This window comes from Methylosinus sp. Sm6, assembly GCF_019802345.1.
Lineage (GTDB): Bacteria > Pseudomonadota > Alphaproteobacteria > Rhizobiales > Beijerinckiaceae > Methylosinus.
The window spans coordinates 62522-83450 of the sequence record NZ_JAINDZ010000008.1 but is presented as its reverse complement, the minus strand read 5'-3'; the positions used below and the strand labels follow the sequence as shown (position 1 = coordinate 83450).

Below are 20929 nucleotides of genomic sequence, written 5' to 3'. Positions count from 1 at the left end.
CTGTCATCCCGACGTCGTAAAACCCTTGCCGCGCACGACTAGCTTGCGCGCCGCTGGGGCGCTCGACCCGCGCCGCCACAGTGGACCTCGAGCTCGAAAGAGACATGCAATGATCTCCAAATTCCTCACCAGCGTCGCTCTGGCGGCGGCCGTGGCCGTGGCCACGACGAGCGCCGCGCTCGCGATCGACATTTCCGGCGCCGGCGCGACCTTCCCCTATCCGATCTACGCCAAATGGGCCGACACCTATAAGAAAGAGACGGGGAACGGCCTCAACTATCAGTCGATCGGCTCGGGCGGCGGAATCAAGCAGATCAAGGCGCGCACCGTGACCTTCGGCGCGTCCGACCAGCCGCTGAAGGCCGAGGACCTCGAGGCCGCCGGCCTCATCCAATGGCCGCAGGTGATCGGCGGCATCGTGCCGGTCATCAATCTCGACGGCGTCGCCTCCGGCGACCTCACGCTCGACGGCAAGACCCTCGCCGCGATTTTCCTCGGCGAGATCACGAAATGGGATGACGCCGCGATCAAGAAGCTCAATCCGAAGGCGAAGCTGCCGTCGACCGCGATCGCCGTCGTGCATCGCTCGGACGGATCGGGCACCACCTTCAACTTTACCAATTATCTTTCCAAGGTGAGCCCGGATTGGAAGGGCAAGGTCGGCGAGAACGCCTCGGTGGAGTGGCCGGTCGGCATCGGCGCCAAGGGCAATGAAGGCGTCGCCAACAATGTCGCCAACACCAAGGGCGCGGTCGGCTATGTCGAATACGCCTACGCCAAGCAGAACAAGCTGACCTACACCAAGCTCGTCAACAAGGACGGCAAGACCGTCGCGCCGACGACCCCGACCTTCCAGGCGGCCGCCTCCAACGCCGATTGGGCCAATGCGCCGGGCTTCTACCAGATCCTGACCGACCAGCCGGGCGCGCAGTCCTGGCCGATCACCGCCGCGACCTTCATCCTGCTGCCCAAGCAGCCGCAGGACGCCGCCGCCGCGGTCGAGGCGCTGAAGTTCTTCGGCTGGGCCTTCGCCAAGGGCGGCAAGGCGGCCGAGGAGCTCGACTATATTCCGATGCCGGCGAGCGTCACGGCTCTGATCAAGAAGAGCTGGGCGCGTGTCACCGATGCGAGCGGCAAGCCGCTGGCGTCGAACTAAATCTCGGCGCGCCGCCCGGCGGGACGGAACTAGTCCCGCCCGGGCGGCGCCCCTCGAGGCGGCCCGAGCGCGACAGGTTCTCGTGGACGCCGTCACGCCGGACGATGCGGCCGGCCGGGAGCCGGGCTATCGAGAGATCGGGCGATTCCGGCCCCGGGAGCGCGAAATGAACGTCGGCTTCAACCGCCAAACGAGAGACGACAGCGTGTCAGACCTGGCAATCGTGGCAGCGCAGCCTCGCGCAGCCGAAGTCGAGCGCGGCAAAGTTCTGCGCCGCATGGCTCTCTTCGACTTTTTCTTCCATAATCTCACGCGCTCGGCGGCGATCCTCGTCCTGCTCATTCTGGGCGGCGTGATCTTCTCGCTGATCTATGGCTCGCTGCCGGCGATCCGCGCGTTCGGGCTCGGATTTCTGACGACGGAATCGTGGAATCCGGTGACCGAGAAATTCGGCGCCGTCGCGCCGATCTATGGCACGCTGGTGACATCCGCCATCGCCATGCTCATCGCCGTGCCGCTCGGCCTCGGCATCGCCATCTTCCTCACCGAGCTGTGCCCGCATGCGCTGCGACGTCCGATCGGCGTCGCCATCGAGCTGCTCGCCGGCATTCCCTCCATCATCTACGGCATCTGGGGCCTGTTCGTGCTCGCGCCCTTCCTGCAGCAGCATGTGCAGCCGGCGCTGATCTCGCTGACCGGCGACATTCCTGTGCTGTCGAGCCTCTTCGCCGGCCCGCCCTATGGCATCGGCATGCTGACGGCGGGCTTCATCCTGGCGATCATGGTGCTGCCCTTCATCACCTCCATCTCGCGCGACGTGTTCGACACCGTGCCGCCCGTGCTCAAGGAGGCGGCGTCCGGCGTCGGCTGCACGACATGGGAGGTGATGCGCTATGTCGTCATCCCCTATACGCGCGTCGGCGTGATCGGCGGCGTCATGCTCGGCCTCGGCCGCGCGCTCGGCGAAACCATGGCCGTCACCTTCGTCATCGGCAATGCGCACAGGGTGTCGGCTTCGCTGCTCGCGCCGGGCACGACGATCTCGGCGACCATCGCCAATGAATTCACCGAAGCGGTCGGCGACGTCTATACTTCGGCGCTGATCGAGCTCGGCCTCATCCTCTTCGTCATCACCTTCTTCGTGCTGGCGGCGGCGCGCTTCATGCTGATGCGCATCGAGCAGAAATCGGGAGCCTGACCCTTGTCCCTCTATTCCCACCGCCGCCGCGTCGACGCCGTCGCCAAGGCGTTGTGCTGGACCGGCACTTTGTTCGGGCTGAGCTGGCTCGTGCTGATCCTCGGCGCGCTGATCTATGAGGGCGCGCGCGGCCTCACGCCGGCCGTCTTCACCGAAATGACTCCGCCGCCCGGCTCGAGCGGCGGCCTGCTCAACGCCATCGCCGGCTCGCTGGTGATGACCGCCATCGGCGTCGTCGTCGGCACGCCGCTCGGCATGCTGGCCGGCACCTATATGGCCGAATACGGCCGCTACTCGAAGCTCTCGACAGTCGTGCGCTTCATCAACGACATTCTGCTCAGCGCGCCGTCCATCGTCATCGGCCTCTTCGTCTATACGGTGGTGGTGGCGCGGGTCGGACATTTCTCGGGCGTTGCCGGCGCGATCGCGCTCGCGGTGCTGGTCGTGCCGGTCGTCGTGCGCACCACGGAGGACATGCTGCTGCTGGTGCCCGGCCCGCTGCGCGAGGCGGCGGCGGCGCTCGGCCTGCCGCGCTCGCATATGCTGCTGCGCGTCGCCTATCGCGCGGCGAAATCGGGCATCATCACTGGCGTGCTGCTGGCGGTCGCCCGCGTCTCCGGCGAGACGGCGCCCTTGCTGTTCACCTCTCTCAACAATCAATTCTGGAGCACGGACCTCAACGCGCCCCTGTCGAGCCTCCCCGTCGTCATCTTCCAATTCGCGCTCTCGCCCTACAAGGATTGGCAGCAGCTGGCCTGGACCGGCGCCCTGCTGGTCACGATCGCCGTTCTTCTCCTGTCGATCAGCGCGCGCGCGCTCAGCAGCCGAGGAAATTACAAATGACCGCCATGCCGGTGATCGAGACGAAAACCTCCACCAAGGTCTCGGTGCGCAATCTGGACTTCTATTACGGCCAGTCGCACGCGCTGAAGAAAATTTCGCTGCCGCTCTACACCAATAAGGTGACGGCCTTCATCGGCCCGTCGGGCTGCGGCAAATCCACGCTGCTGCGCGTTCTGAACCGCATGTACGACCTCTATCCGAGGCAGCGCGCCGAGGGCGAGGTGCTGCTCGACGGCGAGAATATTCTCGACCCGGGCATCGACCTCAATCTGCTGCGCTCGCGCGTCGGCATGGTGTTCCAGAAGCCGACGCCCTTCCCCATGTCGATCTACGACAACATCGCCTTCGGCATCCGCCTCTACGAGAAGCTCTCGCGCAGCGAGATGGACGGCCGAGTCGAAGCGGCGCTGCGCGGCGCCGCGCTGTGGGACGAGGTGCGCGACAAGCTCACTTCGAGCGGCCTCGGCCTCTCGGGCGGCCAGCAGCAGCGCCTGTGCATCGCCCGCTCAGTGGCCATTCAGCCGGAGGTGATCCTGTTCGACGAGCCCTGCTCGGCGCTCGATCCGATCTCCACCGCCAAGATCGAGGAGCTCATCGACGAATTGTCGGAGCGCTACACGATCGCCATCGTCACCCACAACATGCAGCAGGCCGCCCGCGTCTCGGATTTCACCGCTTTCATGTATCTCGGCGACCTCGTCGAATTCGGCGAGACGAACACTCTGTTCACCGCTCCGCAGAACAAAAAGACGCAAGACTACATCACCGGCCGCTTCGGCTGACGCGCGCGCCGCAACGCGCATGAGGACGACACCATGAGCGAACATATCGTCAGTTCCTACGACCGGGATCTCGAGGCGCTCGGCCGCCGCATCGCCGAGATGGGCGGTATCGCCGAGAAGATGTTGGGCGAGGCGATGGACGCCCTCGCCAATTTCGACACGGAGCTCGCGCATCGCGTCGTCGCCACCGACACCAGGCTCGACGCGCTGCAGCGCGAGATCGAGGAGAGCGCCATCCTCACCATCGCGCGGCGGCAGCCGCTCGCCGTCGACCTGCGCGAATGCATAGCGGCGATGCGCATCGCCGCCGACCTCGAGCGGGTCGGCGACCTCGCCAAGAGCATCGCCAAGCGCACGGTGAAAATCCTCGCCGAGGCGCGCGTGCCGCGCGCCATCATCGGGCTGAAGACGATGGCGGAAGTGGCTTCGCTGCAGCTCAAGGACGTGCTCGACGCTTATGCGCAGCGGGACGTGGAGCGGGCCAAGACCGTGTGGGCCAATGACACCGAGCTCGACGCGCTCGAGGATTCGGTGTTTCGCGACCTCCTCACCTTCATGATGGAGGATCCGCGCAACATCTCCTTCTGCACGCATCTGCTGTTCTGCTCCAAGAACATCGAGCGGATCGGCGACCACACCACCAATGTGGCCGAGACCATCGTCTATCTCGTGACCGGCGAATCCATGCCGACCGAGCGGCCCAAGGGCGGCAAGCCTGCGACGCCGGCCGACGAGGCGAAAGAGCAGTCGCTATGAATGAAGTCCGCGTCTCGGCGTCTCGCGAGGCGCCAAACGACCGGGCGCCGCGCATTCTCGTCGTCGAGGACGAAGCGGCGCTCGCCCTCCTGCTCGCCTATAATCTCGAGGCTGAGGGGTTTCAGGTCGAGCATGTGGAGCGGGGCGACGAGGCGGAGATCCGCCTTTCGGAATCTCTGCCGGACCTCGTCATTCTCGACTGGATGCTGCCGGGCGTCTCCGGCCTCGAGATCTGCCGGCGCCTGCGCGCCCGCGACGACACGCGCACCATGCCGATCATCATGCTGACCGCGCGCGGCGACGAGAACGAGCGCGTGCGCGGGCTTTCAGTCGGGGCCGACGACTATGTGGTGAAGCCCTTCTCGACGCCGGAGCTGATGGCGCGCGTGCATGCGCTGCTGCGCCGCGCGCGGCCGGAGCGCGTCGCGACCAGGCTCGTCGCCGGCGACATCGATCTCGACCGCGAGACGCGCCGCGTGAAGCGCGCGGGCCGCGAGATCCATCTCGGGCCGACGGAATTCCGCCTGCTCGAATATCTGATGGAGAAGCCCGGCCGCGTGTTCTCCCGCGCGCAATTGCTCGACAGCGTCTGGGGCCTTTCGGCGGAGATCGACGAACGCACCGTCGACGTGCATGTCGGCCGGCTGCGCAAGGCGATCATCCGCGGCCGCGAGAAGGACCCGATCCGGACCGTGCGCGGAACGGGCTATTCCTTCGACGAGACTTTCGGGCGCAATTGACGCGCGCGGCAGGGGCGCCGCGCTTGCGTCGTCGCACGGGCGCGCCGGCAGCTCAGAGCTTGCCCATGCCTCCCGTGCCGAGGCCCATCTCGCCGGTCATGACCTCCTCGGCGGTCTTCCTCTGCTCATCGGTCAGCACGGTGAACAAAGGCTCCGCCGCCGATTTGATCGCGCGAACCGAATCGAGATGGGCGGTCATGTTGCGCTCCATCATGCCGAACTGTTCCAGCACGCCGCTCGGCATTTTGTGATCCTTCGCAGCGGCGCAATATTGAGCGACCTTCTGTCCGGCCGCGCGATAGGCGTCGGCGAAGGCGGTCCATTGCGGCGCCTGCGCGCCGGTCAATTGCAGCTCGGCCTTCAGATAGGCGAGCCGGCCTTCGATGTGCTCGCCGGCGCCGCACAGGCGCCTCATCATCATGCCGCCGTGCTTGTCCTGTCCTTCGCGCTTCGGCTCGCCATCGGCGCCCTTGGCGGCGTCGCCGTGACTCATGCCGCCATGCCCCATGCCGCAGCCGCCCATTCCCCCGTGACCCATTCCTCCGTGACCCATGCCGCCGTGCTCTCCGCCGCCTTGATCCGCTCCGCCGCTGGAATGATCATGGCCCGACGCGCTGTGATCCGTTGCGCCGGGCGCAGCCCCCCATTGCTGCGCCGCGGCGGTTCCGCCGAGGGCCAGCAACAGCGCCGCAGTCGCGGCGGTCCATTTGCGGTTAGAGATCGCGCTCATTCGAATTCCTCCCTCTGCTGCAAACCGCTTCACTGCGCCTCGAACTCGCGCATTATCCTTGTGGCCTCCTGCGAGCTCCCGATGGTTCAACATTGCCGATCTGTGATTTAATGGCGGTGATCGCGCCTCGTTACTGTGGCATCTTGCCCCAGCGCGGCGCCCGCCTGCGGCCCTTTTCCATTGCCAAGCGCCGCGTCTGCTCGTAATCAGGGCGCCGTTCGGGCCCTGCCCGTTTTCAGCGACTTACGCCGATTCGTATCGGCGAGTGGGCGCAAAGGAGACGACATGATCGCCGTGACTTTCCCCGACGGGGCGTCCCGTCAATTCGAGCCGGGCGTCTCCGGCCTCGACGTCGCCAAGAGCATTTCCCCCTCTCTCGCCAAGCGAACCGTAGCCATGGCGCTCGACGGAGAACTGCGCGACCTCGCCGACCCCATCGACCGCGACGCGAAAATCGAATTCGTCGGCCGGGAGGACCCGCGGGCGCTCGAGCTCATCCGCCACGACTGCGCGCATCTTTTGGCGGAGGCGGTGCAGGAGCTGTTCCCCGGCACGCAGGTCACCATCGGCCCGGTGATCGAGAACGGCTTCTACTATGATTTCTATCGCGCCGAGCCCTTCACGCCGGATGATCTTCCCGCCATCGAGAAGAAGATGCGCGAGATCGTTGCGCGCGACGCCGCGATCACCAAGGAAGTCTGGAGCCGCGATCAGGCCAAGACTTACTTCACCGCCAAGGGCGAGGCGTTCAAGCGCGAGCTGATCGAAAGCATTCCCGGCGGCGAGGATTTGAAAATCTACCGCCAGGGGCATTGGCTCGATCTCTGCCGCGGGCCGCATTTGCCGTCGATCGGCAAGGTCGGAACCGCCTTCAAGCTGATGAAGGTGGCGGGCGCCTATTGGCGCGGCGATCACAATAATCCGATGCTCTCGCGCATCTATGGAACCGCCTTCGCCAAGCAGGAAGACTTGGACGCCTATCTGCATCGGCTGGAGGAGGCCGAGCGGCGCGACCATCGGCGCCTCGGGCGCGAGATGGACCTGTTCCACTTCCAGGAGGAGGGGCCGGGCACGATCTTCTGGCACGAGAAGGGCTGGGCTCTGTTCCAGAGCCTCGTCTCCTATATGCGCCGGCGCCAGAAGGCCGCGGGCTATCGCGAGGTGAACACGCCGCAAGTGCTCGACCGCGCCCTGTGGGAGACTTCCGGCCATTGGCAGACCTATCGCGAGAACATGTTCCTCACCAAGACCGAGGACGAGCGCATCTTCGCGCTGAAGCCGATGAACTGCCCCGGCCATGTGCAGATCTTCAAGAATGGGCTCAAGTCCTACCGCGACCTGCCGGTGAAGATCGCCGAATTCGGCATTGTGCATCGCTATGAGCCGTCGGGCGCGCTGCACGGCATGATGCGCGTGCGCGCCTTCACGCAGGACGACGCGCATATCTTCTGCAACGAGGATCAGATCATGGAGGAGGCGTTGAAGATCAACGACCTCATCCTGACGATCTACAAGGATTTCGGCTTCGACGATGTGGTGGTGAAGCTCTCCACCCGGCCGGAGAAGCATGTCGGCTCCGATGACGCCTGGGCCAAGGCGGAGGCGGCGCTCTACAAGGTGCTCGACGAGCTGAAGGCCCGCGGCCTCAAGACCGGCGTCAATCCGGGCGAGGGCGCCTTTTACGGACCGAAGCTCGAATATACTTTACGCGACGCCATCGGCCGCGAGTGGCAATGCGGCACGACGCAAGTGGACTTCAATCTGCCGGGGCGCTTTGGCGCCTTCTATATCGGCGCGGACAGCGAGAAGAAGACGCCGGTGATGATTCACCGCGCCATGTTCGGCTCGCTGGAGCGCTTCACCGGCATATTGATCGAGCATTACGCCGGCCATCTGCCGCTATGGCTGTCGCCATTGCAGATCGTCGTCTGCACCATCACGCATGACGCCGACGATTACGCGATGGAGTTGGCTGCGGAGGCCCGCAAGCTCGGCCTCGCAGTCGATCTCGATCTGCGCAACGAGAAGATCACCTATAAGGTCCGCGAGCATTCGCTGGCGAAGGTCCCGGTTCTTCTCGTCGTCGGCAAGAAGGAGGCTGCCGAGCGCACCGTCTCGATCCGCCGCCTCGGCTCGCAGGCGCAAAGCTCTGCGAGCCTCGGAGACGCGCTGACCGCGCTCGCCGCCGAGGCGACGCCGCCGGATGTGAAGGAATAAGGCGCGAGGGGCGCGCTCCTTCGCCCGCTCCGCCCATTCCCTTCACGACATCTGCGTGCGGCGCGGCTCCGCGGAGCCGTGCGCGACGCGGGGGAAGGAGACGCCTGTGATTGCAGCAGGCTCGCTCATTCCTCCGCATCCGTCGAGAGGACGACCTCATCCGGCAGGCCCGCCATCGGGCTCTTCTCGAAATTGATGCGCGCGAGGCGGGCGAAGGCCCCGTCGCCTTCCAGCACGACCACGGCGTCGGCCGGCATGTCTTTGAGAGCTTCGAGCAGTTGCGCCACTGTCATCTGACCGCCTTCGTCACAGGATGATCGGGCGACATGCGAAGCGGGCGCCAGAGCGGCGGCCGGGAGATGCGTCGCCTATCGCCCCGTCGCCGCGTCCAGCAGCAGCTTTCCGTTGAGCGCGATGATCGCGGCCGCGATGATCGCGGCGACGGCGGTGGTCGCGCGTGGCGCGGTCAGCTCGCCCATCATGCGCCGCGAAGCCGTGAACCAGACGAGCGGCGCGACCGCAAAGGGCAGAGTGAGGCTCAGCGCCACTTGGCTCAGCACCAGCAGCCGGGCGGTGGCCGTTTCGCCGGCGACGATCGTCACGGCGACGGCGGGCAGGAGCGCGATGAGCCGTGTCGCCAGTCGGCGCAGGGCCGGCCTCATGCGAATATGGACGAAGCCCTCCATCACGATCTGCCCGGCGAGGGTCGCCGTCACCGTGGAGTTCAGGCCGCAGGCGATCAGCGCCACGGCGAACAGCTTGGCGGCGATCGGCGCGCCGAGCAGCGGCGCGAGGAGCCGATAGGCCTCGCCGAGCTCGGCGACCTCGGTATGGCCGGCGGCGTGGAAGGCCGCCGCCGCCAGCACGAGGATCGAGCCGTTGATGACGAGCGCGATCATCAAGGCGAGGGTGCTGTCGACGACGGCGAAATCGATGGCCTCGCGCTTCTCCGCGAGCGAGGCGCCGACCGCGCGGGTCTGCACGATATAAGAATGCAGGAAGAGATTGTGCGGCATCACCGTCGCGCCGAGAATGCCGAGGCCGATATAGAGCATCTCGGGATTTTCGAAGAAGGCCCGCGTCGGGACGAGCCCTTCCGCGATCTCCGTGAGACTGGGCTCGGCGAGCGCCAGCTGCGCGCCGAAGGAGAGGGCGATGACGCCGAGCATCGCCACGACGAACAGCTCGATCATGCGGAAGCCCGCCCGCTCGAAGGCGAGAACGAGGAAAGTATCGAGCAGCGTCACCACGACGCCGGCGGCGAGCGGCAGGCCGAACAGCAATTGCAGGCCGATCGCCGTGCCGATCACCTCGGCGAGGTCGGTGGCGAGAATGCCGGCCTCGGCGAGCAGCCACAGCACGAAGGTCACGCGGCGCGGAAAGCGCGCGCGGCAGGCGGAGGCGAGATCGAGCCCGGCGCCGAGGCCGAGCCGCGCCGTCAGCGATTGCAGCACGATCGCCATCAGGCTCGACAGCACGGCGACGAACAGCAGCGCCGTTCCGAATTTCGATCCGCCGGCCAGCGCGGTCGCCCAATTGCCCGGGTCCATATAGCCGGTGGCGACCAGATAGCCGGGGCCGAGAAAAATGAACAGGCGGCGCAGCCCGGCGGAATCGGACGGCACGCTCACGGAGCGGCGCATGTCGCCTCTCGCCGCGGCGAATGTTTTGTCGAGAGCAGGGGTGGCGGCTGCGGATCGCATCGTGCTCGGCTCCGACGGACGCGCGCGGCTCGTCTCGGCTCGGCCGGGCGCCTCCGCGATCTGGCGCGATCATATAGGTCGCCCGCGCCGTGAGCGCCAGCAACTCGAGCACGCAAGGGCGGACACTCGGCGTCGGGGGGCGGCGCAACGCGTAGCCGCGAGCGCAGGACGGAAGCGAAAACATGCGGCGCCGCCGTGAAATTTGTGACCTTGTTGCAACAGTCGCCGAGATAAGTTTTCGCACGCGGCGATAACAGCCAGACGCCCCTTTTCAGCCATAAACGCTGCGCTAATCTCGGCGCCGTCACAAGGTCATCGAGGACACGTAGACGACTTCCGGGGCGCTCATCGCAACGGAGGGATGGGCGCGTTCGCTTCGATGTCCGCCGCGCCCCGTTTCGGGACGCGGCGCCCTGGAAAAGCGTTCGAGTGGGTCGTCTGCGGGCGGCTGCCGTGTCAGAAAGTCGAAGCCGGATATGATGGCGTTTCTTCATCGGATTGCGTCGACGATGCGGCCCGGCGGGCGTCGCGGAAAGCGCGGGATCGCGCTCGGCTGCTGCGTCGCCAGCCTGTTTCTCGTCGGGCCTCGCGCGTCGGCCTTCGACGCGTCCGAGCAGCGCAATGTCGCCGCGGTGACCGCGCCGTTGCCGATGTTCAAGGACCCGCGCGCGGCGCTGCGCATCGGCCTCGAGAATTATCACGCCGGCAATACGAAGAAGTCGCTGGAGGCGCTGCGCTATGCGGCGGACGGCGGAGAATCGCTCGCGCAATGGAAGCTCGGCCGCATGTATGCGGACGGCGACGGCGTCGCGCGCGACGACGCCAAGGCCTATTCCTATTTCTCCAAGCTCGTCGAGCATTTCGCCGAGGACGAGCCGAGCCCGCGCGAGCGGCTGATGGCGGCCGGCGCCTTCGTCGCCGTCGGCGTCTATTATCTCGAGGGCATCGCCTCGGCGCAGGTCGCGCCCGACATCAGCCGCGCCTTCGATTTGTTCCGCTATGCGGCCACCTATTTCGGCAACGCCGACGCGCAATATAACCTCGCGCGCATGTATCTGGACGGCAATGGCGTCGTTAAGGATGCGCGCCAGGCGGCGAACTGGCTCGATCTCTCGGCCCGCAAGGGCCACGCCCCGTCGCAAGCGCTGCTCGGACATCTGCTGTTCAACGGCGAGGCCGGCGGCCCGCCGCAGCGCGCCCGCGGCCTCATGTATCTCACGCTGGCGCGCGAGACCGCGGGTGATCGGCAATCCGACCAATGGATCGTCGATCTGCACGCGAGCGCCCTGGCGCGGGCCAGCGAAGCCGACCGCAAGGCGGCTGTCGCTCTGCTCGAATTCTACCTCGCCCACCGCGACTGAGCCCGGTTTCCATGATGAAAGCCGCCCGACCCGTGCCCTCTGCGCCGTTTCGGAGCAAGCTGTCGCGCGCTGCGCTCGCGCCGAAGCCCACCCTGTGAAATCTCGTCGCGCGCCCTCATGCCACATTGTATCCCCCGGAGAGTTGGTGTAGGCTGATAGCCGATGCGGCGCATCAAGTACAACAAAATAACACAGCAAATTCGGAGGATCGTCACATGTCAACCATCGGACACAACAGCTCGGAGATCGGCAAGACCGTCCTGTGGCTGGTCGGGATTGTCGCCTTTGTCATCATCATGCTGACGAAGGTTCCGGACTGGATTTCTCCGGCTGGCACCAACGGCACGGGCAACGGCCCGGATGCCGGCGTCGGCCGCACTGTGAAGATGATTCAGTAACGACGATCCTTCGCCCATCCGACTGCGGCTCTCTTCGGAAGCTCGCGGCTTGGCGTTGATCGCCGACTTTTTTTAAAGAAAAGTCGCTACTCGATCCGCCTCCTCCGCCTCGTTGTCGCGACAGCGGGGCGGAGTGAGGAGGAAGACGTTTTCCCCGGTGCGAGCCTGCAGGCTCGCGTCCTGGGCCTCGGTCGGACCGCGAGCCTGCAGGCTCGCTCTCCAAAGCGCTCCCCGATCTGCTAGAATTCGAGACGGGCGGCGAAGCGCACGCCCGGCAGGGCGGCGATCCGCGCAATCGCATTTTCCGGCGCCGGCTCGTCTATCCCTACGATCGCGCGAGCCGAGCCGCCCGGCCGATCCCGCCCCAGAGCGCAGGTCGCGATATTCACTCCCGCCTCGCCCAGCAGGCCGGCGAAGCGCCCCATGAATCCCGGCTTGTCCTCGCTGGACACGAAGATCATGCGCGGCGAAAAGGCCGTCTCCAGCCTGACGCCGTCGATCGCGACGATGCGGGGCTCGCCATGCTGGAACACGGTTCCCGTGAGCGAGCGCTCTCCTTCTTTCGTCCAGGCGGTCAGCGTTATCAGCGCTTCATGGTCGCCGCTGGCGCTGCGCGTCACCTCGTCGACGATCATGCCGCGCTGTTTGGCGAGCGCCGGCGCGGAGACCATGTTCGCCTCGGTGAGAATCGGCCGCAGCAGGCCGGCGAGCGCCGCAGCGGTGAGCGCCTTCACATTTCGCTCGGCGGCGGCGCCCTCATAGAGGATGGAGACGCGCTCGCACGGGCCACGCGCGGACTGGCCGAGGAAAGAGCCGAGCCGCTCGGAGAGCACGATGTAAGGCGCGAGCCGCGGCGCCTCCTCGGCGCCGACGGAGGGGAAATTCACCGCGTCGACGATTTCGCCTCGGGTGAGAAAATCGCTGATGCGCTCGGCGATCTGCAGCGCGACCTTCTCTTGGGCCTCGAGCGTCGACGCGCCGAGATGCGGCGTGCAGACGACATTGGCGCGCGAGAAGAGCGGGTTGTCGCGCGCCGGCTCGGACTCGAACACATCGAGCGCGGCGCCCGCCACGCGGCCCGAATCGAGCGCCGCGGCGAGCGCCGCCTCATCGACGAGTCCGCCGCGCGCGCAATTCACGATGCGCGCGCCGGGCTTCATGGCCGCGATGCTCTCGGCGTTCAGAATATGGCGGGTCTTCGTCGTCAGCGGCGTATGCAGCGTGACGACATCGGCGCGGGCGAGCAGCGCGTCCAGCGCCACCGGCTCGACGCCGAGCTCCTCGGCGCGCTCGGGCGTGAGAAACGGATCATAGGCGATGACGCGCATAGAAAGGCCGAGCGCCCGCGTCGCGACATTGGCGCCGACATTGCCGCAGCCGATCACGCCGAGCGTCTTGCCCGCGAGCTCGACGCCCATGAAGCGGCTCTTCTCCCATTTTCCCGCGCGCGTGGAGGCGTCGGCGGCAGGGATCTGCCGGGCGAGCGCCATCATCAGCGCGATCGTGTGCTCGGCGGTGGTGATCGAATTGCCATAGGGCGTGTTCATGACGACGACGCCGCGCGCCGTCGCCGCCGCGACATCGACATTGTCGACGCCGACGCCGGCGCGGCCGACCGCCTTCAGCCGGCCGGCCCGCGCGAGCAGACCGGCGTCGACCCGCGTCGCCGACCGAATCGCCAGCGCGTCATAGTCGCGAATGATCTGCAGCAGCGTCTCGCGGTCCCGGCCGAGATCGGGCCGGAAATCCGCATCCAAGCCGCGCGCGGCGAAAATCTGCACCGCGGAAGGCGAGAGCGAATCGGATATGAGCACGCGCGGCGGCATCGCAGCCTCCTGCGGCGAGCGTCAGACCCGCTTCGTCCCCACGTTTAGAAATCGCGATCCTGCCGCCCGCTTTCAAGCCGCCTTGGCCATTTGCGAGCGCGCCTCGGCATAGGCCCAGTCGATCCAGCGGGTCAGCGCCGCGACATCGCCGGCGTCGACCGTCGCGCCGCACCAGATGCGCAGGCCGGGGGGAGCGTCGCGATAGGCGCCGAAGTCGAAGCCCGCCCCCTCCTTCTCGACCAGGGCGACGACCTGCTTGGCCAGCGTCCATTGCGCCTCGCGCGAGAGCGCGGCCACCGCCGGATCGCCGAAGACGAGGCAGACGCCGGTGTTGGAGCGGGTCGCCGGGTCCTTGGCGAGATGCGCGAAATAGGGCGTCGTCTCCACCCAGGCGGAAACCGCGGCGGCATTGGCGTTCGCCCGCGCGAACAGCGCGTCGAGGCCGCCGATCGACTGAGCCCATTGCAGCGCGTCGAGATAATCTTCGACGCAGAGCAGCGAAGGCGTATTGATCGTCTCGCCCTCGAAAATGCCCTCATTGAGCCTGCCGTTCTTGGTCAGCCGGAAAATCTTCGGCAGCGGCCAGGCGGGCGTGTAGCTCTCGAGGCGCTCGACCGCGCGCGGCGAGAGGATCAGCATCCCGTGCGCCGCTTCGCCGCCCAGCACCTTCTGCCAGGAATAGGTGACGACATCGAGCTTGGCGAAATCCAGGGGCTGCGCGAAAGCGGCCGAGGTCGCGTCGCAAATGGTGAGGCCCTTGCGATCGGCCGGGATGAAATCGGCGTTCGGCACGCGCACGCCGGCGGTGGTGCCGTTCCAGGCGAAGACGAAATCATTGTCGAAGTCGATCTTCGACAGATCGGGCAATTCGCCGAACGGCGCGACGAAGCTGCGCGCCGCGCCGGGCTTCAATTGCTCGACGACGTCGGTCACCCAGTCGGAGCTGAAGCTCTCCCAGGCGGCGACGTCGACGCCGCGCGCGCCGATCAGCGACCACAGCGCCATCTCCACCGCGCCGGTGTCGGACGCGGGGACGATGGCGATGCGGTGGTCGGCCGGGACGCGCAGCACCTCACGGGTGAGATCGATCGCTTGGCGAAGCTTGCCCTTGCCGGCCGGGGCGCGATGCGACCGGCCCAGCGCCGCGTCGGCGAGATTATCCAGCGACCAGCCCGGATGCTTCGCGCAGGGGCCGGAAGAAAAACGCGGATTGGCCGGCTTCACGCCGGGCTTCTGGATCGACATCTCGGTGTTGCCTCCCGGGGCGCATAATTTTTCGAGCCTGCGCTACGCGCAACACGCCTTCGCGTCAAGCCGGAGGGCAAAACCCGCCGGGGCTATCGGGTGAAGGATAAAATCCCCAACCCTCGTCCTGAGGAGCCGGCGGAGGCGGCGTCTCGAAGGACGGCCGCAGGGCGAAATCAAAGGTTTCTCCCCGTCGCCGTCCTTCGAGACGCCCGCTTCGCGGGCCCCTCAGGACGAGGGTGATGGGTGTTTAGTCCTTCTCCCGATTACCCGGCAAAACCCGCGCCGCCGCGAGCGTCGCGGCCGGCCGGTCAGTCGGTGGTGACGCGCACGCCGAGCCGCACCTCGTGCGAAATCAGGTCATAGCTCTTCGGGGTCGCGCCGCTGAAGCCCGCGAGCCCGGTATATTTTCCGGAGTTCAAGAAACGATAGCCGATGTCGATCTTGAAATTCTCCGAAAGGTCGTAGCTCGCGCCCGCGAACAGCGCCCAGGCGAATTTCCAGCTGCTCTTGCTGACATTGCGGTTCCAGTTTTGCGGCGCCCAGGCCAAGTTGGGATTCTCATAGTTGCCGTTCTGGAGATTGATCCAGGCGAGTGGATAGCCATCGGTGGGAGACAGATCGGCGGCGTAGGGGCTACCGTCCGAGGTCTTGTAGTAACTAACTGCCCCACTCGTCCGCACATAGCTCGCGCCGAGGCCCGCGCCGACATAGGGCGTGAAACCGAACCAACTGCCGAGATCGATATAGGCGTTGAAGAGGCCCGTGATCCGGCTCATGTTTCCGGTGGTGCGCGCCTGACAGGTCTCGTTCGGGTCGTAAGAGTAGCCTGCCGGATGGCTCGGAATTTTCACCTCGCCAGTGTCGCTATCGTATATCGTCGGCGAATTCAACGGACGCGCCGTGTAGGGACACCAGATCGGATTGCCGGTGGCGTTGGGCCGGATCACCGAGCGGTCGAGCGCGATTTCGGTGCGAAGCCAGGAATTATATTGATAGCCGGCGCCGATCGACCCGGAGATCGAGCCGGTGCGCGCGGTCGCGTTGATGATGTCGGCGATGACCTGCGGGGAGGTGATGTTGGCGTAGCCCACGTCCCCGCGCAGATACCAGCCCGTCCCGAGCTCGGCCTGCGCGTCGATGGGCGCATCGGGAGGAGAAAAGAAAGGCATGTCCGCGGCGCGCGCCGGGCCGGCGGCGACGCCGAGCGCTGCGCAACACAGCAGGGCGCGGAAAGCGGGAAATTTCATCTGCTCATCCTCGCTTCGCGCCGGCCGACCGCTCGGCGTTTCGCGCGAAGATGAACAAAGGATGAGGGATCATACTTAATGGCGGCTTAATGCCGCCGCCCGAGCTTCCCTCTCTCGGAGCGCGCTTCTCCCGTTAGAGGAAGGAGAAGGCGCGGGCCAGCAGCGGCGCGAGGACGAACACGGTGAAGCCGACATAGAGGACCGACACCGCGAGCGACGGGACGAAGCGCAGCGACGCGTGGCGATAGATCCACATGAACAGCGTCACCTTCCACAACACCAGCGGGAACAGCAGGAAGTTGACCAGCCGCGCCGTCGGCAGCGGCGGCGGGAACACTTGGGCGACGATGGAGTGCAGGACGACGACGACGACGGCGAGCACCACGCCGATGGTCGCCAGCGCGGCGAGCGTCTGGAACAGGCGATCGCGGGCGCCGGCCAGCAGCAGAGCGATGAAGGTCGCCCCGACGAGCAGAACCACGCTGGCGAGGCCGTAGGCGATCGCCGGAAGAATATCCTGGCTCACGAGCTGCTGGCCGATCTCGCCCGCCGTATAAGCGACGAGGCTCGCGGCGAGGAAGAGCCGAGAGGTCGGCAGGGCGGCGGGGCCGGCCTCGAGCCGCATGATGTCGATGACGGCCTTCGGCACGGGCGGCAGGCTGAGCGTGGGCAGAGAGAGCGACATGTGGCGGCCTATTCTTGGTTGGAGCGCGGCCGAAAGAACGCGAGGGTTCTTCCGTCGCAGCGCGCGAGGCTCGGGTCGCCGGCCATTCGGGCAGGCGTCGCTGACGCTGCGCCCGTCTCTACCATGGTTCGGGGCGCGACGGAACAGCGAGCCGCGCGGCGCCATCGGGCGAACGAGAGCGGCGCCGGAGAGGCGCCGCTCTCGAGTCCGCTAGAAAGGGGGAGATCGAGCGCGGATCTTCCTCGTCGAACCCTGAAGATCAGGAGAGGCTGTGACTCCAGCCGTCCTCGGCGATCACCGAGACGATGCGGCGGGCGGTCTCGGACCAGGAGGAGCGGCTCGTCGCCGTCGGGTCGCCGCTCGCGCGCCCGTCCAAAAGGTCGGCGATGCGGGACGCCAGCGCGGGCGGCTCATTGACCGCGAAATAGAGCGCGCCCTCGCCGCCCACCTCGCGAAACACCGGAATATCGCTGCAGATCGTCGGCCGGCCGCGCCGCGCCGCCTCCGCGATCGGCAGGCCGAAGCCTTCCGCGAAAGAGGGCGCCAGCGCCGCCGTCGCGTGATCGTAGAGAAAGGCGAGCTCGTCGTCGCTCGCGTCCTCGAACCAGAACAGCCGGCGGCCGAACTCCGCATGGCCCGTGATCTCGGCGATCACCGCCTCATCGAACCAGCCGCGCCGCCCGACGAAAACCAGCCGCGCGTCGCGCCCTTCCCGCCACAGCGTCTCGAAGGCGCGCAGCGCCACCCGCTGCCCCTTGCGCGGCTCGATCGTCCCGACGCAGAGGAACACAGGCGCCGCGCCCACTGCCGCGGCGATCTTCTCGCGCGGCGCCGCAGCCGGACCCGAGCAAATATCCGAGCCGAGCTCGAAGGAGCCGATCTTCAGCCCGCGCCGATGCGGCGCGCCGCGCCTCTCGACGAAATCGGCGAGCTCCTGCGCGACCGTGCGCGAGATGGCGAGGAAGGCGTCGCTCTCGACGAGCGCGCGGGCGAGCCAGGCGTTGTAGCGCGGCGGCGTGGTCTCGTGGCAGGCGTAGGGATGCAGCGCCGGAATGAGATCGAAGATGCAGGAGACGACGGCGCCGCCGCCCTCATGAATGCGATCGAAGACGCCGGCATATTCGTCGAACACGTTCCAGCTGTCGGCGAGAGTGAGGAAGCGATCGCCCGGCTCGATGCGGACCTCCTCGTCCTCCGCGGCGCCGCCGCCGCAGAGCGAGGCGACGAAGCGCCGGCAGGTGAAGAGCCGCCCGCCTTCGCAGCGCACGGCGAGGGCGGGAATGGGCAGCGCGTCGTCGCGATAGAGCGCCTGCGTGACCTTCTTGGCGACGCGCTGAATGCCGGTGCCGGCGTCATATTTGGCGGTGGCGGTGACATCGACGAGCAGCCGGCGCGCATCGAGGCGGCGGACCGCGGGAGCGATGCGCGAGACATTGGCGCGCGCGTTCTCCGTGGCGGCGGCGCGCTCGGGGCGCGCGCCGCGCAAGGCCTGAAAGCCGTCGACGAGCCGCGCCTCGAGGCGTCGCAGAGGCTTATAGATCTTTCCGGCGGCCGAATAGGTCATGAGATCGCGCTCATGCACGAGATGCAGCATCTCGGCGCGCACATAATCGAGCTGATGCTCGAGCAGCCTCACATGCGCTTCCAGCAGGGAGCGCTCCTCGACGGAAAGCGACGACGGCGCGCTTTCGCGCTCGCGTAGATTCGATTGCAGCGCGGGCGTGATGGACAATCGACGGCTCCATTGCTGGGGCGCGGCGACGCCGCGCAGTCTCCGTCGTGAGGCGTTCGGTCTTCGACGGAACGCGCCGATCCTGCCCGTGAGCGGATCGCCCGCACAATTCGTAAGACCCGATCCGTGAGATTACGATGGCGCGCGGACGAGCGAGCAGAGTGGTCTCTCGTCGATGAAAGTGAATGTGTCCACGCCCCAGCCCTCCCGCGCTTCGCGGGAGAGGGAGGGGCCTTCGAGCATTCATTCGGATGAAGCAGACCACTAGCGCGCGGCGTCTTTGGCCGGCGACTCCTGCGCGCGCCAATGGTCGAGCAAGGCGCGGAGCGTGTCCTCGATGGAATGAGAGGGACGCCAGCCGGTCGCGGCGCGCAGCTTCGAGGCGTCGCCGGCCGCGACCGGAATATCGGCCGGGCGCAGCCGCGCCGGATCGACGACAACGTCGAAATTTCGCGTCGCGCAGGCGCGCAGCGCGTCGAGCATATAGGACAGCGAGCGCGGCGCGCCCGAAGCGATGTTGAAGACGCTGCGCGGCGGCAGGCCGGGCGCGGCCGCGACGAGCCGCACATAGGCGTCGACGACGTCGCGCACGTCGAGGAAGTCGCGCCGCACCGAAAGATCGCCGACGTCGATTCGCGGCGCGAGGCGTCCCGCCTCGATCGCCGCGATTTGCGCGGCGAAGGACGACAGAGCGAAGCGCAAATCCTGTCCCGGCCCTGCGTGATTGAACGGTCGCGCCACGACGAGCCGCGACGAGGACGGCAGCACATCCGTCAGCATCGCTTCTGCGGCGATCTTCGATCGCGCATAGGCGCTGAGGGGGCTTGCCGGCGTGTCTTCGTTCGCCGGGCTCTCGCCGAGATGCGATCCGTACACGTCGGCGGTGGAGACGAACAGCACGACCGCTGTCGGCGCGTGGCGGGCGAGGGCCGCCGCCAGATGAAAGGAGCCGAGAAAATTGACGCGCCATGTCGCCTCCGCGGCGCGCAGCGACTGCGCGGCCGAGGCTTGCGCGGCGAGATGCAGCACGAGATCGGGCCGCGTGGCGTCGATCGCGCGCTCCATCGCTTCCGCGTCGACGATGTCGCCGACGAGCGGCCGCCATGCCGCGTCCGCACACGTCTCGCCCGGCCGCACCAGCGCGAAGCGCTGCGCTCGGGGATAGGCGCGGGCCAGCGCATTCCGCAGATAGGGACCGACGAAGCCGGTGCCCCCGGTCAGCAGAATGCGCGAATAGCCGCTTCCCTCGACTTGCGGCGTCGCGTCGGGCGCCGGCGACATCAGCTCTCCGACTCGCGCGCGACGCGCGCCAGATCGGCGTCGACCATTTCGCAAATCAGCTCCTCGAGGCGGACCTGCGGCTCCCATCCGAGGCTGGCGCGCGCCTTGGTCGCGTCGCCGAGCAGAATGTCCACCTCGGCCGGGCGGTAGAACGCCGGATCGATCACCACATGCGCGTCCATATCGAGCTCCGCATGGGCGAAGGCGATGCGGCACATGTCGCGCACCGTGGTCGTGCGTCCGGTGGCGACGACATAATCGTCGGGCGTCTCCTGCTGCAGCATCATCCACATGGCGCGCACATAGTCGCGCGCATGACCCCAGTCGCGCTTGGCGTCGATATTGCCGAGGCGCAGCTCCTTGGCCTTGCCGAGCTTGATGCGCGCGACGCCGTCGCTCACCTTGCGCGTGACGAACTCGACGCCGCGCAGCGGGCTCTCGTGATTGAAGAGAATGCCCGAGGAGGCGTGCAGGCCGAAGCTCTCGCGATAGTTCACCGTGATCCAATGTCCGTAGAGCTTGGCGACGGCATAGGGGCTGCGTGGATAGAACGGCGTCTTCTCGCTCTGCATCGGCTCCTGGATGAGGCCGAACATCTCGGAGGAGGACGCTTGATAGAAGCGCGCCTGCGGCGCGGCGATGCGCGTCGCCTCGAGCATATTGGCGACGCCGACCGCGGTGATGTTGGCGGTGAGGACCGGCTGGCGCCAGGACGAGGCGACGAAGGATTGCGCCGCGAGATTATAGATCTCGTGCGGCTGCACCTCCTGGACGATGCGCAGCAGGCTCGACAGATCGGCGAGATCGCCGTCGATCAGCCGCACCTTGTCGGCGACGCCGAGCCAGCGCAGTCGATGATCCTCGACGCCGCGATGCGACGAGCGGCGAATGACGCCGCAAACTTCATATCCTTTGCCCAGCAACAATTGTGCGAGATAGGCTCCGTCCTGTCCGGTAATCCCCGTCAGCAGCGCACGTCTCGTCATCGACGAATTCCCCTTGAAAACCGCGCGCCGGGAAAACCCC

The 20929-nt window shown here is 66.8% G+C and carries 19 protein-coding genes; 9 read left to right on the top strand and 10 right to left on the bottom strand.

All coding sequences use genetic code 11. From position 1 onward, the window contains the following. The first annotated feature begins 109 nt into the window (after positions 1-109). From pstS to phoB, 6 genes are all read left to right on the top strand, one after another. Positions 110-1156 carry a phosphate ABC transporter substrate-binding protein PstS gene (gene pstS, locus K3F48_RS07650; RefSeq protein ID WP_222574830.1) on the top strand — a complete coding sequence of 349 codons (1047 nt, stop codon included), beginning with the start codon at positions 110-112 and terminating at the stop codon, positions 1154-1156. A gap of 277 nt (positions 1157-1433) precedes the next feature. After that, positions 1434-2354 carry a phosphate ABC transporter permease subunit PstC gene (gene pstC / locus K3F48_RS07645; RefSeq protein ID WP_370631375.1) on the top strand — a complete coding sequence of 307 codons (921 nt, stop codon included), beginning with the start codon at positions 1434-1436 and terminating at the stop codon, positions 2352-2354. Positions 2355-2357: 3 nt separating this feature from the next. Beyond that, positions 2358-3197, top strand: a complete 840-nt coding sequence (gene pstA / locus K3F48_RS07640; RefSeq protein ID WP_222574828.1) for a phosphate ABC transporter permease PstA — start codon at positions 2358-2360, stop codon at positions 3195-3197. Then, a complete protein-coding gene (pstB, locus tag K3F48_RS07635; RefSeq protein ID WP_222574827.1) occupies positions 3194-3979 on the top strand; it encodes a phosphate ABC transporter ATP-binding protein PstB in 786 nt (261 codons plus the stop codon). The genes pstA and pstB overlap by 4 nt, the downstream gene beginning before the upstream one ends. A gap of 33 nt (positions 3980-4012) precedes the next feature. Then, on the top strand, positions 4013-4735 hold the full coding sequence (gene phoU / locus K3F48_RS07630; protein ID WP_222574826.1) for a phosphate signaling complex protein PhoU: 723 nt from the start codon (positions 4013-4015) through the stop codon (positions 4733-4735). After that, positions 4732-5475 (top strand): phosphate regulon transcriptional regulator PhoB, encoded by a 744-nt coding sequence (gene phoB, locus K3F48_RS07625; RefSeq protein WP_222574825.1) that lies wholly within the window; start codon positions 4732-4734, stop codon positions 5473-5475. Before phoU ends, phoB begins: the two co-directional genes overlap by 4 nt. Positions 5476-5527: 52 nt before the next feature. Here phoB and K3F48_RS07620 read toward each other — a convergent pair whose 3' ends face one another. Continuing rightward, complete coding sequence (locus K3F48_RS07620) at positions 5528-6205, bottom strand: Spy/CpxP family protein refolding chaperone (protein ID WP_222574824.1); 678 nt, start codon at positions 6203-6205, stop codon at positions 5528-5530. A 285-nt stretch (positions 6206-6490) separates the two neighbouring features. Here K3F48_RS07620 and thrS point away from each other — a divergent pair, with 285 nt between their 5' ends. After that, positions 6491-8422 (top strand): threonine--tRNA ligase, encoded by a 1932-nt coding sequence (thrS, locus tag K3F48_RS07615; protein WP_222574823.1) that lies wholly within the window; start codon positions 6491-6493, stop codon positions 8420-8422. Positions 8423-8547: 125 nt separating this feature from the next. On the opposite strand, the gene K3F48_RS07610 is transcribed toward thrS, so the two are convergent. Continuing rightward, positions 8548-8715 carry a hypothetical protein gene (locus tag K3F48_RS07610; protein ID WP_222574822.1) on the bottom strand — a complete coding sequence of 56 codons (168 nt, stop codon included), beginning with the start codon at positions 8713-8715 and terminating at the stop codon, positions 8548-8550. A gap of 75 nt (positions 8716-8790) precedes the next feature. Then, complete coding sequence (locus K3F48_RS07605; RefSeq protein WP_222574821.1) at positions 8791-10125, bottom strand: Nramp family divalent metal transporter; 1335 nt, start codon at positions 10123-10125, stop codon at positions 8791-8793. Positions 10126-10601: 476 nt separating this feature from the next. On the opposite strand from K3F48_RS07605, the gene K3F48_RS07600 reads away from it, so the two are divergent. Together K3F48_RS07600 and K3F48_RS07595 are read left to right on the top strand one after the other, a co-directional pair. Next, positions 10602-11486: a tetratricopeptide repeat protein gene (locus K3F48_RS07600; protein WP_222574820.1), complete on the top strand. Its 885-nt coding sequence runs from the start codon at positions 10602-10604 to the stop codon at positions 11484-11486. A 215-nt stretch (positions 11487-11701) separates the two neighbouring features. Further along, positions 11702-11884: a hypothetical protein gene (locus tag K3F48_RS07595; RefSeq protein WP_222574819.1), complete on the top strand. Its 183-nt coding sequence runs from the start codon at positions 11702-11704 to the stop codon at positions 11882-11884. Positions 11885-12123: 239 nt separating this feature from the next. On the opposite strand, the gene serA is transcribed toward K3F48_RS07595, so the two are convergent. The 7 genes from serA to gmd all read right to left on the bottom strand — a co-directional run bounded on the left by serA (position 12124) and on the right by gmd (position 20889). Then, entirely contained in the window at positions 12124-13710 is a 1587-nt protein-coding gene (gene serA, locus K3F48_RS07590) for a phosphoglycerate dehydrogenase (protein WP_222574818.1), read from the bottom strand. A gap of 72 nt (positions 13711-13782) precedes the next feature. Next, positions 13783-14955 carry a phosphoserine transaminase gene (locus tag K3F48_RS07585; protein ID WP_222574817.1) on the bottom strand — a complete coding sequence of 391 codons (1173 nt, stop codon included), beginning with the start codon at positions 14953-14955 and terminating at the stop codon, positions 13783-13785. A 311-nt stretch (positions 14956-15266) separates the two neighbouring features. Continuing rightward, positions 15267-16205, bottom strand: a complete 939-nt coding sequence (locus K3F48_RS07580) for an outer membrane protein (RefSeq protein ID WP_222574816.1) — start codon at positions 16203-16205, stop codon at positions 15267-15269. 133 nt (positions 16206-16338) lie between these two features. Then, on the bottom strand, positions 16339-16890 hold the full coding sequence (locus K3F48_RS07575) for a hypothetical protein (RefSeq protein ID WP_222574815.1): 552 nt from the start codon (positions 16888-16890) through the stop codon (positions 16339-16341). Between the two features lie 259 nt (positions 16891-17149). Beyond that, the gene (locus tag K3F48_RS07570; RefSeq protein ID WP_255608598.1) at positions 17150-18622 is read right to left on the bottom strand and encodes a glycosyltransferase family 1 protein; all 1473 of its coding nucleotides are present in this window, start codon (positions 18620-18622) and stop codon (positions 17150-17152) included. A gap of 264 nt (positions 18623-18886) precedes the next feature. Continuing rightward, on the bottom strand, positions 18887-19903 hold the full coding sequence (locus K3F48_RS07565; protein ID WP_222574814.1) for a GDP-mannose 4,6-dehydratase: 1017 nt from the start codon (positions 19901-19903) through the stop codon (positions 18887-18889). Beyond that, entirely contained in the window at positions 19903-20889 is a 987-nt protein-coding gene (gene gmd, locus K3F48_RS07560) for a GDP-mannose 4,6-dehydratase (RefSeq protein ID WP_222574813.1), read from the bottom strand. Before gmd ends, K3F48_RS07565 begins: the two co-directional genes overlap by 1 nt. Positions 20890-20929: the final 40 nt, after the last annotated feature.